This window comes from Pseudomonas sp. MBLB4123 (assembly GCF_051904775.1).
GTDB lineage: Bacteria > Pseudomonadota > Gammaproteobacteria > Pseudomonadales > Pseudomonadaceae > Aquipseudomonas > Aquipseudomonas benzenivorans_B.
The window spans coordinates 3,921,325-3,937,840 of sequence record NZ_CP196711.1 but is presented as its reverse complement, the minus strand read 5'-3'; the positions used below and the strand labels follow the sequence as shown (position 1 = coordinate 3,937,840).

Here is a 16,516-nt window from a genome sequence, read left to right as displayed (position 1 = left end):
ATAACCTGAATCCGCTGTGTTTATCCACCCCTGCGGAGAAAACCCCATGAAGCTGTTCTACACCCCCGGCACCTGCTCCCTGGTCGCCCACATCCTGCTGCACGAAACCGGCCTGCCCTGCACCCTGGAGCGGGTCGACCTGGCCAGCCACCGCACCGCCGCGGGCGAGGACTTCCGCGCCCTCAACCCCAAAGGCTATGTGCCGCTGCTGCAGCTGGACGACGGCCAGCTGCTCAGCGAGGGACCGGTGATCGCCCAGTACCTCTGCGAACGGGCCGGCCGCCACGACCTGTTGCCGGCCAGCGGCGACCCGGCGCGCTACCGGGTGCTGGAGTGGCAGGCCTATATCGGCAGCGAGCTGCACAAGTCCTTCTCGCCGCTGTTCAATCCGGCCCTGGACGAGGGCGCCAAGGCGCTGCTGCGCACGGCCCTGCTGCACAAGTTCGCCTGGCTGAGCGACAGCCTGGGCGCGCGCGCCTACCTGTGCGGCGAGCGCTTCACCCTGGCCGACGCCTACCTGTTCACCGTGGCCCGCTGGGGCGCCCTGGTCGGCCTCGACCTGAGCGGCCTGGCGCCGCTGCAGCGCTACCTGGCCGGCATCGGCGAACTGCCGGCGGTACGGGCGGCCCTGGCGGCCGAAGGCCTGCAACCTTGACGCGCGAGGTAACGAACATGTGGCGCGATACCGCAGTTTCCCGGTGCCTGCAGCTGGCGGCGCCGATCATCCAGGGGCCGTTCGGCAGCGGCCTGTCCTCGGTGGCGCTGAGCACCGCGGTGAGCGAGGCCGGCGGCCTCGGCTCGTTCGGCGTGCACCACCTGGACGGCGCGGCCATCGGGCAGACCGCGGCGGCCATCCGCGCACGCACGGCCAAGCCCTTCGCCCTCAACCTCTGGCTGCCCCACCCCAGCGAGCAGCACGGCCTGGAGGCGGACGAATTCGACGCCACCCTGACGCTGTTTCGCCCCTACTTCGCCGAGCTGGGCCTGGAGCCGCCGCCCCCCGCGGCGGCCCCCTGGCCGAGCTTCGAGGAGCAGCTGGAGGCCGTGCTGCAGGCGCGCCCGGCGGTGTTCAGCTTCGTCTACGGGGTGCCGAGCGCCGAGGCGCTGGAGCAGTGCCGCCGCCGCGGCATCCTGACCCTGGGCACCGCCACCACGGTGGCGGAAGCCAAGGCCCTGGAGGCGGCCGGGGTAGACATGCTGGTGGCCAGCGGCTGCGAGGCCGGCGGCCACCGGGTGGCCTTCCTGCGCCCGCCCGAGGACGGCCTGATCGGCGGCCTGGCGCTGATCCCCCAGGTGGTGGATGCGGTGCGCATCCCGGTGATCGCCGCCGGCGGCATCGCCGATGGCCGCGGCATCGCCGCTGCCCTGTGCCTGGGCGCCCAGGGCGTGCAGATCGGCACCGCCTTCCTCGCCTGCCGCGAGTCCGGCGCCAGCGAGCTGCACCGCCAGGCGCTGTTCGGCCCCCAGGCCAGCGATACGGCGCTGACCCGCGCCTTCAGCGGACGCCTGGCCCGGGGCCTGCGCAACCGCCTGCTGGAGGAGCTGAACGCGCACCAGGCGCGCCTGCCCGGCTATCCGGTCCAGGGCCAGTTCGCCGCGGCGCTCAAGCCGGCGGCCCTGGCCCAGGGCCGCGACGACCTGCTGGCGCTCTGGTGCGGCCAGGCCGCCGCCCTGCTCGAACAGCGCGACGCCGGCGCCCTGTGGCACAGCCTGCTGGCCCAGACCGACCGCCTGCTGGACCGCTGAGGGCCGCGCCTAGCGCTCGCCGCGCTTATGCCGCGCGGCGTACAGGCAGATCATCTCCATGGCCAGGGTGGCGCCGGCCAGGGCGGTGACCTCGGCGTTGTCATAGGGCGGCGCCACCTCCACCACGTCCATGCCCACCAGGTTGATGCCGCGCAGGCCGCGCAGGATCTCCAGGGCCTGGTGGCTGGAGAGGCCGCCGCACACCGGGGTGCCGGTGCCGGGGGCGAAAGCCGGGTCGAGGCAGTCGATGTCGAAGGTCAGGTACACGGGGTTGTCGCCGACCCGGGCGCGGATGCGCTCGGCGATCTGCGCCGGCGTGCTGCGGTGCACCTCGCGGGCATCCAGCACCTGGAAGCCCATGACGTCGTCGTTGGTGGTGCGCAGGCCGACCTGCACCGAGCGCGCCGGGTCGACCAGCCCCTCCTTCGCGGCGTGGTAGAACATGGTGCCGTGGTCGATGCGCGCGCCCTCCTCGTCCGGCCAGGTGTCGCTGTGGGCGTCGAAGTGGATCAGCGACAGGGCGCCGTGCTGCTTGGCGTGGGCCTTGAGCAGCGGGTAGCTGATGAAGTGGTCGCCGCCCAGGGTGAGCAGGGCGCAACCGGCCTCGAGAATTTGCTCGGCATGGGCCTGGATCGCCGCCGGCACCGCCTCGGGGCGGCCGTGGTCGAAGTAGCAGTCGCCGTAGTCGACGCAGGCCAGCAGGTCGAAGGGGTCGAACTCCCAGGGAAAGTGCCGGGCCCAGGCCGACTGCACCGAGGCGGCGCGGATCGCCCGCGGGCCGAAGCGGCTGCCGGGGCGGTTGGTGGTGGCGGTGTCGAAGGGCACGCCGCTGATGGCCAGGTCCACCCCGCGCAAATCTCTGGTATAGCGCCGGCGCATAAAGCTGGTGATGCCGGCGTAGGTCGGCTCGGCGGCGGTGCCGTAGAGGCTGTCGCGGGTGATGGCCTGGTCGTTGTCGAAGCTGTGATCCATGGTCTGGGTCTCCTCAATACTGGGTGCGGAAGGCGGTCCACAGGCGGGTACGCTGGCGCTGTGCCTTAAGCGGCTGGATCTGCTCGGGGAACAACTTGGCGCGCACCGCCTCCGGCGGGTAAATGTCCGGGTCGCCGCGCACCGCCTCGTCCAGCAGGGGCATGGCGGCGGCGTTGGCGTTGGCGAAATACAGCGCGTTGGTCAGCTCGGCGATGGCCTCGGGCTTGAGCATGTAGTCGATGAAGGCGCGGGCCGCCTCGGGATGGGGCGCATCCACCGGTATGGCCATGGTGTCGAACCAGATCAGCGTGCCCTCCTGGGGAATGCGGAACAGCACCTCGAACGGCTGATTCGCCTCGGCGGCGCGGACGGCGGCCATGCCGGCATCGCCGGTATAGGTCAGCGCCAGGCAGATCTCGCCCTTGGCCAGGTCGTCGATATGCTTGCCGCTGCCGACATAGCGCAGGTTCGGCTGCAGAGCGGCGAGCAGCTGCTGCACCGCCTCCAGGTCGGCCGCGTCGTTGCTGTAGGGGGCCTTGCCCAGGTAATTGAGGGCGATGGCGATCACCTCCTGGGGCGAGTCCAGCACGGCGACGCCGCAGTCCTTCAGCTTGCCGGCATATTCGGGCTTGAACAGCAGGTCGAGGCTGTCCAGCGCCACGCCGGGCAGGCGCTGCTCGACCGCCTGGCGATTGATGCCCAGGCCCACCGTGCCCCAGGTGTAGGGCACGCCATAGCGGTTGCCCGGGTCGACCCGGGCCAGCTTGGCCAGCAGCTCCGGATCGAGGTTGCCGGCATTGCTCAACTCACCGACTGGCTGCAGCGCCTTGGCGTGGATCGCCCGCGCCAGGCCACTGGAGGCGGGAAACACGACGTCGTAGCCGCTGCGCCCGGTCAGCAGCTTGCTGTCGAGCACCTCGCTGCTGTCGAAGGTGTCGTATTTGACGCGGATACCGCTCTCGCGCTGGAAGCGCTCGAGCGCCTGGGGCGCCACGTAGTCGGCCCAGTTGTAGATGTTCAGCACCTGTTCCTCGGCCTGCAGCGGCAGGGCGCAGGCCAGGAGCAGCAAGCTCGCAGCAAGACGCATGGCGATTACCTCGTTCGGATTGGCTCGGTAGGCCCATCCTGCGCCGGCGCTTGCTTTGAATAAATACGAAGTGATCTACTCTGACATCGACATGAATCGATGTTTGAAAACCATGCTCAGCCAAGTCCGCGACCTCGACCTGCAGCTCCTGCGCCTGTTCCTCACCGTGGTGGAGAGCGGCGGCTTCAGCGCCGCCCAGGGTGAGCTGGGCATCGGCCAGTCGACCATCAGCACGCAGATGGCCAAGCTGGAGACGCGCCTGGGCTTTCGCCTGTGCGAACGGGGCAAGTCGGGCTTTCGCCTGACCCCCAAGGGCGAGCAGGTGCTGCTCGCCGCGCGCAAGCTGTTCGCCGCCCTCGAGACCTTCAGGGGCGAGGCCCAGGGCATGGCCGACAAGCTGCTCGGCACCCTCAGCATCGGCCTGTCCGAGGCCCTCGACGACGACGTGCTGGTCCGGGTCGGCGCCGCCATCGGCGCCTTTCGCCGGCGCAACCAGGACGTGCAGATCGAGCTGCTCAGCGCCATGCCCGCTGAGCTGGAGCGGCGCCTGCTGCAGGACCAGCTGCAGCTGGCCATCGGCTACTTCTCCGGCGCCCAGAACGCGCTGGACTACCGCCTGCTGTTCGAGGAGCGCCAGGCCCTGTACTGCGCCGCCGAGCATCCGTTGTTCGCCCGGGCCGAGGTCAGGCCCGAGCAGCTGCGGGAGGCCGACGGCGTGCACCACCCCTACCGCTACATCCTGCCCGACGAGCCCTGGCAGGCCGTCGCCAGCAGCGCCCGCAGCGAACAGGTCGAGGGCACCCTGGCCTTCGTCCTGTCCGGCGCCCATATCGGCTACCTGCCCCGGCACATCGCCGCCCCCTGGGAGGCCCGCGGCCGGCTGCGCGCCCTGCTGCCCGAGGCCCTCGGCTTCAACGTGCAGTTCCACCTGGCCAGTCACCGCGGGCGGCAGCCGAGCGAGGCGCAGCTAGCCTTCGTCGACGATCTGCTGCAGGCCTTCGCGGTCGAGACGCCGGAGGCGCCGGGCGGCGGTCTATAGTTTCAGTTCAGGCCCACTGCGTTGGCCCCCCATAGACAGGAGCGAGGTGTCCCCATGAGCAAGGTCCATCACGTCGCCGTGCTGGTCGGCAGCCTGCGCAAGGCTTCGATCAACCGCAAGCTGGCCCTGGCCCTGGCCGAACTGGCGCCGGCCTCGCTGCAGCTGGAAATCGTCGAGATCGGCGACCTGCCGCTGTACAACGAGGACATCGACGGCGAGCGCCCGCCCGAGGCCTACACCGCCTTTCGCGGCAAGCTCAAGGCGGCCGATGCCCTGCTGTTCGTCACCCCGGAATACAACCGTTCGGTGCCGGCGCCGATGAAGAACGCCATCGACGTCGGCTCGCGCCCCTATGGCCAGAGCGCCTTCAGCGGCAAGCCCGGGGCGGTGCTGAGCGCCTCGCCGGGGGCCATCGGCGGCTTCGGCGCCAACCAGCACCTGCGCCAGTCCATGGTCTTTCTCGACGTGCCGATGATGCAGCAGCCCGAGGCCTACCTGGGCGGCGCCGGCAGTTTCTTCGAGGAGGCCGGCATGCTCGGCGACGGCATCAAGCCGTTCCTGCAGAAGTTCATCGATGCCTATGCGCAGTGGGTGGAGCAGCACGCCAAGGGATGACCCCGCCCGCGGCAGGGCGACCCGGAGGGCGACAGATGGCCGCCATGCACCAGGAGGAAAGCTTCTGGCTGGACGCCACCCTGGACAAGCGTGAACACGGCGACCTCTGCGCCGCCCTGGAACTGCGGGCGCGCAGCGGTCGGCCGATGCCGGGCTTCCAGCTCAAGGGCGCCGAGCTGAACGGCGTCAACCTGGTCAACCACGGCGGCCACCACGGCTACATCCTGCACCAGGCCGACCTGTACCGCGCCAACCTGCAGAACGCCCACCTGTTCGCCCTCGACCTGCGCGGCAGCTCGCTGATGAAGGCCGACCTGCGCCACGCCAACCTGCACTGCGCCGACCTGCGCGACTGCAACCTGCTGGGCGTGCGCCTGGACGGCGCGCGGCTGGACAACGTCATCTGGGACCGCCAGCTGCTGCAGGAGCGCAAGGGCCGCGAACTGGCCCAGCGCGGCAACCCGGCCGCCGCCCTGCAGTACTTCCAGGAAGCCGAGGAGACCTACCGCAACCTGCGCCTGCACCTGGAACGGGCCGGGCTGTTCGAGCAGGCCGGGCTGTTCTTCCACCGCGAGATGGTGGTGCGGCGCCTGCAACTGCCGCGCTATTCCGGACAGCGCCTGCTGTCCTGGCTGGTCGACCTGTTCAGCGGCTACGGCGAGAAGCCGCTCAACGTGGTGCTGTTCTCCCTCGGCCTGATCGGCCTCTGCGGCCTGCTGTACTTCCTGGCCGGGGTCGAGCAGGGCGGCCAGCGCCTGGGGCTGGATCTGGGCCAGGGGCTGCTGGCCAACCTCATGGACCTGCTCGACTGCCTCTATTTCAGCGTGGTCACCTTCACCACCCTGGGCTACGGCGACATCAGCCCCCACGGCCTGGCCCGGCCGCTCGCCGCCTTCGAGGCCTTCGTCGGCAGCTTCACCATGGCCCTGTTCGTGGTGGTGTTCGTCAAGAAGATGACCCGCTGAGCCGCGCCGCCCTCAGCCCGCGAGCGGCACCCAGACCTCCACCCGGCCGGTGCCGGCCAACGGATCGAAGTCGGCGCTGTAGCGCTCGAACTCCGGCGCATCCGCCACCTCCAGGCCGCTGGCCGGCAGCCAGCGCTGGAAGATCGCGGCGAAGGTCTCGTGGATGGCGGAGATGTGCCCACGGTGGAGGAACACCGCATAACGCCGCGCCGGCAACTGCAGGCGGCTGAAGCCCGGCGGCAACCTGTCGAGGCGGTCCACCCGGACCCCGGCGATATACTCGAAGCCGCCGTCCTCGTCCGGGTTGCAGCACAGGCCGAAGGTCTCCCCGCCCAGCTGCCCCGGCACCCTGCCGATATGCGGCACGAAGCGCTGCCACAGCGCGGCGATGCCCTGACTCTGGTCGACGCTGAAGCGCTCGCCGAGCCCGGCGATCAGCAAGGGGCCCTCCTCCACGAAGCGCGGTTCGGATAGTTCGAAAGTCGTTGTCGCTGGCATGCGCATGGCCTCCCGCAAAGCGATTGCACCGAGATTGCCGCTGGCCCGTAACGCCTCGGGGGTCAGCCCGAACTGTTCGCGGAACGCGCGGGTGAACGCCTCATGCGAGCCATAGCCGACCTCCAGGGCCAGCGCGAGGATATCCGTCGCCCCCGCCGCCAGCCGATGCGCCGCCCGGCTCAGGCGCCGCACCCGCACATAGCGCATCACCGGCCAGCCGGTGGCCCGGGCGAAGGTCCGCGCCAGGACGAAGCGCGACAGGCCGCAGACCTCGGCGACGCGCTGCAGGTCGAGGGGTTGATCCAGTTCGGTTTCGATCAGCCAGAGGGCTTTGCCAACGGGGTCCATAGGTGGCTCTCACAGAAGCTGGGGCCAGTATCCGGGCCGGGCGCGGGCGCCGCTTGATCGCCCTTGCAGCACGCCCACAGCGCCCCTGATCCACGACCATACAGCGGATGAATGATAAGGAAACCTCTTGCCGCCGCTAGACCGACTGGTCTATATATTCCCCATGACCAAGACCACGACCCGTGACAAACTGATTCAGGCCATGGCCGACGCCCTGCAACGCAAGGGCCTGCATGGCGTCGGCCTGAACGAACTGCTGAAGACCGCCGGTGCGCCCAAGGGCAGCCTGTACCACCACTTCCCGGGTGGCAAGAGCGAACTGGCGGTGGCTGCCATCGAGCATATCGGCCGGCGCATCGACGAGTTCGTCGCCCGCCTGTTCGCCCAGCAGCCCGATCCGCTGCAGGCCCTGCACAGCTGGCTGCAGGGCGCCCTGCAGCAACTGCAGAACAGCCAGTTCGAGCGCGGCTGCCCGCTGGCCACGGTGGCCCTGGAAAGCGGCCCGGAAGACCTCGAGATTCGCGCCGCCCTGGAGCACTGCTTCGCCACCCTGCGCCAGGCGCTGGCCCGGCAGCTGCACCGGCACGGCCACGCGCGCGAGCAGGCCGACAACCTGGCCGCGCTGTTCGTCGCCCTGTACGAAGGCGGCCTGCTCCAGGCCCGCGTGGCCGGCAGCACCGAACCGCTCAGGCGCGCCGCCGACGCCCTGTTCAACCTGGCCCGACAACAACCTCCGGGAGGAGATGCAGCATGAACGCCGACAGCCCGAGCATCCTCAGCGAGAGCCTGCGCCTGCCAGCCCGTGACGGCTATTCCCTGGGCGCCACCCGCTACCATGCCCCCCGGCCGGTGGCGCAGCTGCTGGTGGCCGGCGCCACCGGCGTGCCCCAGGGTTTCTACCGGCGCTTCGCCGAACACGCCGCCCGCCGCGGCTTCGAGACCCTGACCCTGGACTACCGCGGCGTCGGCCAGTCCAAGCCGGACAGCCTGCGCGGCTTCGAGATGGACTACCTGGACTGGGCCCATCTCGACCTGGCCGCCGCCGTCGACCGGCACCTCGACGGGCAGCGGCCGCTGTTCATGGTCGGCCACTCCTTCGGTGGCCATGCCTTCGGCCTGCTGCCCAACCACGAGCGGGTGGCCGGCTTCTACACCTTCGGCACCGGCGCCGGCTGGCACGGCTGGATGCCCAGGCTGGAGCAGGTCCGGGTGCTGGCCATGTGGCGGCTGATCGGCCCGCTGATGACCCGTTACAAGGGCTACCTGGCCTGGAGCAAGCTGGGTATGGGCGAGGACCTGCCCATGGGGGTGTACCGCAAGTGGAAGCGCTGGTGCGGCTACCCGCGCTATTTCTTCGAGGACCCGCAAATGCCGGACCTGGCCGCGCGCTTCGCCGAGGTCGACACGCCCATAGTGGCGGCCAACGCCCTGGACGACCTGTGGGCGCCGCCGCGCTCGCGCGATGCCTTCATGGCGGCCTACAGCAACGCGCCCTACCAGGCGCGGGACATCCGGGTGCAGGACGGCCGCCTCGGCGCCATCGGCCATATGGGCTACTTCCGCCCTGCCGCCCAGGTGTTGTGGGACGAGGCCCTGGACTGGTTCGCCGAGCTGCAGGCGCGGCAACAGGCGGCCTGAGCACAGACCGTCGAGCGTTGCGTGGCAAGGGCCGAGGGGCTGGGCGAGCGCCCAAAAAAAGAAAACCCCGCTTGAGCGGGGCCTTTTGCAGACTGTTTCCTGACATCCGTGATCGGCGCGCCATCCTGGCGGCAATCCAGCGTGTCCCTGTGATTTGATTTGCGCTTCCTGCGCGACGTCCATGGGGTGCAGATTACGCCGCGCCGCGCCGGCCCAATAGTGGCGATCTGCGGCACGTGCTGTAAGCCAAGGCTTACAGCACGGCCAGGCCCCGCGGATACTGGCTGCGGCCTAGAGCACGCCGAGCTCCATGGCGGTGCGATCCACCGCCAACTTGGTCTTGGCCACCAGCTCGTCGAGCTCGTCGCGGCTCGCCACCAGGGCCGGCGCCATGATCATCCGCCCGCCGGTGGCGCGGATGATCAGCCCTTCCTCGAAGCCGATGCTGCGGCAGCGCCAGGTGATGTCCGTCTCGTTGGCGAAGCGCTGGCGGCTGGCCTTGTCCTCGGCCAGCTGCAGGGCGGCGACCAGCCCCGTGCCCTGGATCTCGCCGACCAGCGGATGATCGGCGAACACCTGGCGCAGGCACTGCTGCAGGTAGGGGCCGGTGTCCGTCTTGACCCGCTCGACCACGCCCTCGTCGCGCAGCGCCTTGATGTTGGCGATGGCCACCGCCGCCGCCACCGGGTGGCCGGAATAGGTCAGGCCGTGGGCATAGACCCCGCCCTGCTCCACCAGCACCTCGGCGATGCGCCTGGACAGCACCAGGCCGCCCATGGGGATGTAGCCACTGGTCAGGCCCTTGGCGATCGACAGGGTGTCGGGCTCAAAGCCGAAGTGCTGGTGGGCGAACCACTCGCCGGTGCGACCGAAACCGCCGATCACCTCGTCGGCGCACAGCAGCACGTCGTACTGGCGGCAGATGCGCTGGATCTCCGGCCAGTAGCTCTGCGGCGGGAAGATCATGCCGCCGGCGCCCTGGAACGGCTCGGCGACGAAGGCGGCGACGTTCTCCGCGCCCAGCTCGAGGATCTTCGCCTCCAGCTGCAGGGCACAGCGGCGACCGAACTCGGCCGGGCTCAACTCGCCGCCGGCAACGTACCAGTAGGGTTCGTCGATATGGGCGAAGTCCGGCAGCATACCGCCCATCTCGTGCATGAAGCCCATGCCGCCGAGGGCGGTGCTGGCCAGGGTGGAACCGTGGTAGCCGTTCCAGCGGCCGATCATCACCTTCTTCTGCGGCTGGCCGAGGATCTGCCAGTAGCGCCGCACGGTGCGGATCAGCACCTCGTTGGCCTCCGAGCCGGAGTTGGTGTACACGGCGTGGCTGTAGTGGCCGGGCAGCAGGCTGAACAGCTGCTCGGACAGCTCCACCACCGCCGGGTGGGTGGTGTGGAAGAACATGTTGTAGTAGGGCAACTGCTCCAGCTGGCGGCTGGCCGCGGCGGCCAGGTCCTGGCGACCGTAGCCGAGGTTGGTGCACCACAGGCCGGACATGCCGTCCAGGTAGCGCTTGCCGTCGCTGTCCCACAGGTGCAGGCCCTCGCCACGGACGATCACCCGCGGGCCTTCGGCATTCAGCGCCTTCTGATCGACGAAGGCATGGATGTGGTGAGCCGCGTCCAGTTCCTGGTAGTCACGGGTGGAGCGGGTGGGGGTTTGCAAGACTGTCATGGCAGCGACCTCGCCTGTCTGGGGTTATCGAAGGCCGGGGCCGTGCCCCGGCGGGAAATCATTTGCGCGCCAGCACCTGGTCCAGCGGCTCCGGGGTGAACAGCGGCTTGCGCATCACCAGCTTGATCCACAGCACCGCGATCAGCGCCACCAGGCCCAGCACCACGCCGGCGCTGGTGAAGATCGACGCGGTCATCTCCGGCGCCGGCGACACGTAGTAGATCGACACCAGCATGCCGGCGATGCCGAGCAGCTGCGGCAGCGGGTAGAAGGGCGTCTTGAACGGCCGCGCCAGCTCGGGATAGCGCCGGCGCAGGGCGATCACGTCCAGGTGGCAGATGATGTAGGCCAGCAGCCAGGCGATCGCCGCGGCCAGCAGCAGCAGGTTGATCGCGTCCGGCCGGTCGCCCATCAGCAGCACCGGCGCGCCGGTGATCAGGGCGACGAACAGCACCGCCACCCAGGGCGTGTTGGTGCGCTGGCTGAGCCGCTTGAACTGCGGGAAGGCCTGGCCGTTGACCGCCATGCCGTAGAGCATGCGCGGGATCGCCGCCAGGGAGGTGTTCAGCGTGCTGCAGGTGGCGGCGGTCGCGGCGATCACCAGAAAGACCTTGCCGCCCTCGCCGAGCAGGGCGGTGGCGAACAGGTAGTGCGGCAGCGCCGCGCCGGCCAGCTCGTCCTGCGGCACGTAGAACAGCGCGCCGATGGCATACAGGGCGATGGTGATGAAGATCACCCCGGCGCCGAGCATCATCGACCAGGGGATGCTGCGCTCCGGCTCGCGCGCCTCCTCCACCAGCGGGCAGACGAACTCGGCGCCGACGAAGCCCCAGATGGCCAGGGCCACCAGGGTCAGCACCCCGGCACCGAGCGGGTTCCAGTCGTGGGTCAGGGCCTGGGTCAGCGCCGGCTGACTGCCGCTCTCGGTCATGGCGGTCAGGCCCAGGGTCAGCAGCACCACCACCATCACCAGGGCCAGCACCGACTGCAGGCGGGCGAAGATGTCGATGCCCAGCAGGTTGAGCAGGGTGAACAGGACCAGCACGCCGAAGGCCACGCTCATCGGCGGCAGCAGCCCCGGATAGACCTCGCCGACGATCAGGTCGAGCAGCAGCAGCTCGGCGGACAGGGCGAACATCGCCACCACCACGTAGCCGGAGAAGGTGGCGAGGATCGCCGGGAAGTGCCCCAGGGCCACCTCGGTGTAGCTGCTCAGGCTGCCGGCGCGGGGGATCATCAGGGCCAGCTCGGAGAAGGAACAGATATAGGTCAGCGCCAGCAGGAAGGCCAGCGCCAGCGGGATGAGGAAGCCCAGGCCGGCGATGCCGGCGCCCTGCAGCATCAGCACCATGACGCCCTGGGACACCACCAGGCCGATGGCCACGGCGAGCAGGGCCCCCAGGCCCAGGCTGGGTTTGCGCCGGGCGGCGAGCGGAGCGCCTTCGGCGAGCGGTGGAGAGAGGCTGATATCGGGATCGTACATGGGGGAGTTCTCCTGCGATCTTGTTGTTGTGCCAGGGGGAACGTGAAGGGCCCGCGCGACTCAGCCGCGCAGCTGGACCCAGGTGGTTTTCAGGTGGCTGTACTTGTCGAAGGCCTGCAGCGACAGGTCGCGGCCGAAGCCGGACTGCCGGCAGCCGCCGAACGGCACGCAGACGTCGAGGGCGTCCACCGTGTTGACCGATACGGTGCCGACCCGCAGGCGGCGGGCCACGCGGTGGGCGCGGTTGAGGTCGTCGCTCCACAGCGAGGCGGCCAGGCCGTAGACGCTGTCGTTGGCCAGGCGCACGGCCTCCTCCTCGCTGTCGAAGGCGCTGACCGCCAGCACCGGGCCGAACACCTCCTCGCGGGCCAGGCGCATGTCCGCGCGCACGCCGGTGAAGATGGTCGGCTGGATGAAGTTGTCCGAGCCGTTGATCGACACCCGCCGGCCGCCGCAGGCCAGGCGCGCGCCCTCGCCCTGGGCCTGGTCGATGCAGGCCATGATGCGTTCGCTCTGCCGCGCCTCGACTATGGCGCCCATGGCGCTGGCCGGGTCCAGCGGGTCGCCCGGCTGCCAGTCGCGGGCCTTGGCCAGCAGGCGCTCGACGAACTCATCGTGGATCGAGCGCTCGACCAGCAGCCGCGAGTTGGCCGAGCAGACCTCGCCCTGGTTGAAGAAGATGGCGAAGGCGGCCTTCTCCGCCGCCAGGTCCAGGTCCTGGCAGTCGGCGAACACCAGGTTGGGGCTCTTGCCGCCACACTCCAGCCACACCTGCTTCAAGTTTGATTGAGCGGCGTAGGCCATAAAGTGCTTGCCCACCTCGGTGGAGCCGGTGAAGGCCAGGCAGTCGACGTCCGTGTGCAGGCCCAGGGCCTTGCCGGCGGTCTCGCCCAGGCCCGGCACCACGTTCAGCACCCCGGCCGGCAGGCCGGCCTCCAGGGCCAGCTGGCCCAGGCGCAGGGCGGAGAACGGCGACTGCTCGGCGGGCTTGAGCACCACCGAGTTGCCGGCCGCCAGGGCCGGCGCCAGCTTCCAGGCGGCCAGGTCCAGGGGAAAGTTCCAGGGCACCACCGCGCCGATCACCCCCAGGGGCTCGCGGCGGATGGTGGCCAGGGCGCTGTCGGCGGTGGGCGCCACCTGGTCGTAGAGCTTGTCCAGGCTCTCGGCGTACCAGGCGAACACCTGGGCCGCGCCGGGCACGTCGAGGTCGTAGGCGTCGCGCACCGGCTTGCCCATGTTCAGCGAGTCGAGCAGGGCCAGCTCCTCGCGGTGGGCCAGGATCAGTTCGGCCAGGCGCAGCAGCACCGCCTTGCGCTCGCGCGGCGCCATGCGCGGCCAGGGGCCCTGCTCGAAGGCGCGGCGGGCGCTGCGCACCGCGGCGTCGATTTCGAGCTCGCCACAGGCCGCCACCTCGGCCAGGCGCCGGTTGGTGGCCGGATCGATCGCGACGAAGGTGACGCCGGAGGCCGCCGGGCGCAGCTGGCCGTCGATCAGTGCCTGGGTGATAAAGCCTTGTTGGGCAGCCCGCTGCTGCCAGTCGCTCAGTTGCAACATCGTTCCTCGTCCCGACCGACGCGGCGGTCTCAGTGGTGGTCGAGGTCGATGGTGGCCCAGCATCGGGCTCAGGAAAATTAGTAAATATATGCTCGCAGGCCATGAAAAAACTGGGCAGCCCCACAGCCGGCCTGGGGTATGTTGGGGCCTCGGATTCCATGACAAGACGGCTTTGCAGAGCCGCGACCAGAGGTAGCCATGGCGACCTATACCCTGCGCCAGCTCAAGTATTTCGTGACCACGGTGGAGTGCGGCAGCGTGGCCGAGGCCTCGCGCAAGCTGTACATCGCCCAGCCGTCGATTTCCACGGCGATCAAGGGCCTGGAGGAGAGCTTCGGCGTGCAGCTGTTTATCCGCCACCACGCACAAGGGGTTTCGCTAACCCCCGGCGGCGCACGCTTCTACCGCAAGGCGCAGGAGCTGTTGCGCATGGCCCACGAGTTCGAGCAGAACGCCCTGGCGGACAACGACGTGGTGGCCGGGCAGATCGATATCGGCTGTTTTGAAACGGTGGCGCCGCTCTACCTGCCGCGGCTGATCGCCGGCTTCAACGCGCTCTACCCCGGGGTGGAGATCCGCCTGCGCGACGGCGAGCAGCAGGAACTGGTGCAGGGCCTGACCGCCGGGCGCTTCGACCTGGCGATCCTCTACGCCCACGACCTCGACGGCACCATCGAGTGCGAGCCGCTGATGACGCCGGCCAAGCCCTATGCCCTGCTGCCCGAGGGCCATCGCTTCACCGGCCAGGCCCAGGTGTCGCTGCGCGACCTGTGCCTGGAGCCGATGATCCTGCTCGACGTGCAGCCGAGTCGCACCTACTTCGTCAGCCTGTTCGAGGAGCTGGGCCTGACGCCGAACATCGTCTTCAGCTCGCCGTCCATCGAGATGGTGCGCGGCATGGTCGGCCAGGGCTTCGGCTTCTCCCTGCTGGTGACCCGCCCGCACTCGGAATGCACCTATGACGGCAAGAAGGTGGTGGCGGTGGAAGTCGCCGAAGAGGTCACCGGCTCCGGCCTGGTGGCCGCCTGGCTCAAACGCGCCCAGCTGACCAAGCCGGCGCAGCTGTTCGTCGAGTTCTGCAAGGAGCAGCTGGCACCGGCAGGCGCGGGCGGGGCATAGGCGCTGGGGTCAAGCCGTTCCGCTTTCGCCATCGCGCCCGTGCAAAGCCGTTCCGCCCGAGCGGGCTGCCCTCGGAGACTGGCGGAAATGCCCCCAAAGCTGCCGGTGGCCAACTAGAGGTTGTCCACCCTACATAGCTGGAAAAAGCCCTGTTCTAAGGGCGATAGAGAGAGTTGATCCCGATCTTCACTACCCAGGGGCTCCCCCGGTGTCAGGATAGTTGTCGCCTGATCGGACTCATCACATGGCCGGATCGAGGCCAATGGCTGTTACCCAGGCTTTGACGATTCGAGCGTATTGCCGAGTGGCTCCCCCCTTGCGCCCACGTTCACAAGGCATTCATTTCAGCAATATCACGCACCACCTGATCTGCAGAGCGGTCGAACATCGCCTGCTCCTGCGCATCCAGAGGCAACTCGATCACCCGCGCCACCCCCTCCTCTGCCAACACGCAGGGGACGCCCATGGCAATGCCTGTTCGCCCGTACTCGCCCTCGAGAATCGCGACCGCCGGCAGAATGCGGTTTCGCCCATTGGCGATAGCATCCACCATCTGCGCAATGGCCACGCCCGGCGCATCGCAGGCGCTCCCCAGCTTCTTCAAACCCAGAATCTCGCCGCCACCCTGGCGGGTGCGCTGCACAATTTGCTCTATCTGCTGACTGGACAGGAAGTGGGACAGCGGCACCGAACCGACCGTGCAGTAGCGCATCAGCGGCACCATGCTATCGCCATGCCCGCCCAGCACCAGCGCCGTGATATCCCGAGCCGAAAACCCCGTCGCCTCGGCGATGAAAGTCTTCATGCGCGCTGTATCCAGCACTCCCGCCTGCCCGAACACCTTGTCGCGTCCCAGCCCGCTGAGAGACCAGGCCCGATAGGTCAGCACGTCGACCGGGTTCGACACCACCAGCACGGTGGCCGCCGGAGCATGCCGCTTAACATTCAGCATGATGCCATCGAGAATTGGCAGGTTGGTGCTCAATACATCCTGACGCGACTGACCGGGCTTGCGCGGCACACCCGCCGTGATCACCACCAGATCAGAATCCTGCAGCAATTCGGCATTGGCCCCGCCGTACACCCGGGTATCGGAGCCTGACTCAACTGCCGCCTGCCAGACGTCCAGCGCCTTGCCCTGGGCCAACTCACCCTGCACATCAATCAACGTCAACTCACGGCAGAACTCTTCCCGGGCGATGATCTGAGCCGCCGCCTCACCCACCATGCCGGCACCCACAATTGATAGCTTGTTCACTAGCACCTCCCCGCGGGCACGCCACCAGCCCCGCGACAACTTATAAAGAGAAGTATTGCCCGCTAAAGCAAAAAGGCCACCCGAAGGTGGTCTGTAGTTATTCTCTGCCTGTGCCTGAGCGGCTTCGTTCGACTCCCGATGCCCTTGATGCTGGCGGTTTCTGTCTTCGCCCGCTGCTCATTTTCGTCTTCGTTCAGGACGGCGCCCAGGGCTTCGATAGCCTCCGCGAGGCCTTGGACCATGGTCTTCTTCGGGGCCGGGCCGTGTAAAAACCTCGGCATCGCCCTTGCCGTGATTTGATGGATTCGAGATCCGCGGGGGGCGCCCATGAAGCGCTTTATCCAGGGAGAGCAGCGAGGCCAAGGCGCGCGGCTTCCCGAGAGCCAGGATGACTCGTGGCGGACACCAACCCGGTGCCTGTGGTCGATGTGTTCGTCGATGAACTCGACCTTGGCCAGCCGGGTTTCGACGGTGTCGTCCCAGGCGAAACCGGCAGGCCGGCCTAGCTGTTGATGGCTAT

At 68.8% G+C, this 16,516-nt stretch carries 15 protein-coding genes and 2 pseudogenes; 9 read left to right on the top strand and 8 right to left on the bottom strand.

Features of this window, described 5'->3' with window-relative positions; genetic code table 11:
* Positions 1 to 46: 46 nt before the first annotated feature.
* Positions 47 to 655: a glutathione transferase GstA gene (gene gstA, locus ACSX1C_RS18105; protein WP_439887315.1), complete on the top strand. Its 609-nt coding sequence runs from the start codon at positions 47 to 49 to the stop codon at positions 653 to 655.
* 17 nt (positions 656 to 672) lie between these two features.
* On the top strand, positions 673 to 1,746 hold the full coding sequence (locus ACSX1C_RS18100; RefSeq protein ID WP_439887314.1) for an NAD(P)H-dependent flavin oxidoreductase: 1,074 nt from the start codon (positions 673 to 675) through the stop codon (positions 1,744 to 1,746).
* Positions 1,747 to 1,755: 9 nt separating this feature from the next.
* On the opposite strand, the gene speB is transcribed toward ACSX1C_RS18100, so the two are convergent.
* Positions 1,756 to 2,718, bottom strand: a complete 963-nt coding sequence (speB, locus tag ACSX1C_RS18095) for an agmatinase (RefSeq protein WP_439887313.1) — start codon at positions 2,716 to 2,718, stop codon at positions 1,756 to 1,758.
* Between the two features lie 13 nt (positions 2,719 to 2,731).
* On the bottom strand, positions 2,732 to 3,805 hold the full coding sequence (locus ACSX1C_RS18090; protein ID WP_439887312.1) for a polyamine ABC transporter substrate-binding protein: 1,074 nt from the start codon (positions 3,803 to 3,805) through the stop codon (positions 2,732 to 2,734).
* Positions 3,806 to 3,917: 112 nt separating this feature from the next.
* Between ACSX1C_RS18090 and ACSX1C_RS18085 the strand changes: the two genes are divergently transcribed.
* From ACSX1C_RS18085 to ACSX1C_RS18075, 3 genes are read left to right on the top strand one after another with little or no spacing between them, the layout of a single operon-like run.
* Positions 3,918 to 4,844 (top strand): LysR family transcriptional regulator, encoded by a 927-nt coding sequence (locus ACSX1C_RS18085; RefSeq protein WP_439887311.1) that lies wholly within the window; start codon positions 3,918 to 3,920, stop codon positions 4,842 to 4,844.
* Between the two features lie 54 nt (positions 4,845 to 4,898).
* Positions 4,899 to 5,459 (top strand): NADPH-dependent FMN reductase, encoded by a 561-nt coding sequence (locus ACSX1C_RS18080; RefSeq protein ID WP_439887310.1) that lies wholly within the window; start codon positions 4,899 to 4,901, stop codon positions 5,457 to 5,459.
* Positions 5,460 to 5,494: 35 nt separating this feature from the next.
* Positions 5,495 to 6,424 carry an ion channel gene (locus ACSX1C_RS18075; RefSeq protein WP_439887309.1) on the top strand — a complete coding sequence of 310 codons (930 nt, stop codon included), beginning with the start codon at positions 5,495 to 5,497 and terminating at the stop codon, positions 6,422 to 6,424.
* Between the two features lie 12 nt (positions 6,425 to 6,436).
* On the opposite strand, the gene ACSX1C_RS18070 is transcribed toward ACSX1C_RS18075, so the two are convergent.
* Positions 6,437 to 7,270, bottom strand: a complete 834-nt coding sequence (locus ACSX1C_RS18070; RefSeq protein ID WP_439887308.1) for an AraC family transcriptional regulator — start codon at positions 7,268 to 7,270, stop codon at positions 6,437 to 6,439.
* Positions 7,271 to 7,397: 127 nt separating this feature from the next.
* Between ACSX1C_RS18070 and ACSX1C_RS18065 the strand changes: the two genes are divergently transcribed.
* Entirely contained in the window at positions 7,398 to 8,024 is a 627-nt protein-coding gene (locus ACSX1C_RS18065) for a TetR/AcrR family transcriptional regulator (RefSeq protein WP_439887307.1), read from the top strand.
* On the top strand, positions 8,021 to 8,908 hold the full coding sequence (locus ACSX1C_RS18060; protein ID WP_439887306.1) for an alpha/beta hydrolase family protein: 888 nt from the start codon (positions 8,021 to 8,023) through the stop codon (positions 8,906 to 8,908). Before ACSX1C_RS18065 ends, ACSX1C_RS18060 begins: the two co-directional genes overlap by 4 nt.
* 291 nt (positions 8,909 to 9,199) lie before the next feature.
* Here the strand turns inward: ACSX1C_RS18060 and ACSX1C_RS18055 are convergent, their stop codons facing one another.
* The 3 genes from ACSX1C_RS18055 to ACSX1C_RS18045 are packed head-to-tail and all read right to left on the bottom strand — an operon-like array spanning position 9,200 to position 13,619.
* Entirely contained in the window at positions 9,200 to 10,582 is a 1,383-nt protein-coding gene (locus ACSX1C_RS18055) for an aspartate aminotransferase family protein (protein WP_439887305.1), read from the bottom strand.
* A 58-nt stretch (positions 10,583 to 10,640) separates the two neighbouring features.
* Positions 10,641 to 12,065, bottom strand: coding sequence for an APC family permease (locus tag ACSX1C_RS18050; RefSeq protein ID WP_439887304.1), 1,425 nt, complete (start codon positions 12,063 to 12,065; stop codon positions 10,641 to 10,643).
* A gap of 60 nt (positions 12,066 to 12,125) precedes the next feature.
* Complete coding sequence (locus ACSX1C_RS18045; protein WP_439887303.1) at positions 12,126 to 13,619, bottom strand: aldehyde dehydrogenase; 1,494 nt, start codon at positions 13,617 to 13,619, stop codon at positions 12,126 to 12,128.
* 198 nt (positions 13,620 to 13,817) lie between these two features.
* Between ACSX1C_RS18045 and ACSX1C_RS18040 the strand changes: the two genes are divergently transcribed.
* Positions 13,818 to 14,738: a LysR substrate-binding domain-containing protein gene (locus ACSX1C_RS18040; RefSeq protein WP_439887302.1), complete on the top strand. Its 921-nt coding sequence runs from the start codon at positions 13,818 to 13,820 to the stop codon at positions 14,736 to 14,738.
* Between the two features lie 243 nt (positions 14,739 to 14,981).
* Here ACSX1C_RS18040 and ACSX1C_RS18035 read toward each other — a convergent pair.
* Together ACSX1C_RS18035 and ACSX1C_RS18030 are read right to left on the bottom strand one after the other, a co-directional pair.
* Positions 14,982 to 15,047, bottom strand: a pseudogene (locus ACSX1C_RS18035) (integrase); the annotation flags it as partial.
* 19 nt (positions 15,048 to 15,066) lie between these two features.
* Positions 15,067 to 15,996: a malate dehydrogenase gene (locus ACSX1C_RS18030; protein WP_439887301.1), complete on the bottom strand. Its 930-nt coding sequence runs from the start codon at positions 15,994 to 15,996 to the stop codon at positions 15,067 to 15,069.
* Between the two features lie 327 nt (positions 15,997 to 16,323).
* Between ACSX1C_RS18030 and ACSX1C_RS18025 the strand changes: the two are divergent.
* A pseudogene (locus ACSX1C_RS18025) lies at positions 16,324 to 16,499 on the top strand (IS5/IS1182 family transposase); the annotation flags it as partial.
* Positions 16,500 to 16,516 lie beyond the last annotated feature (17 nt).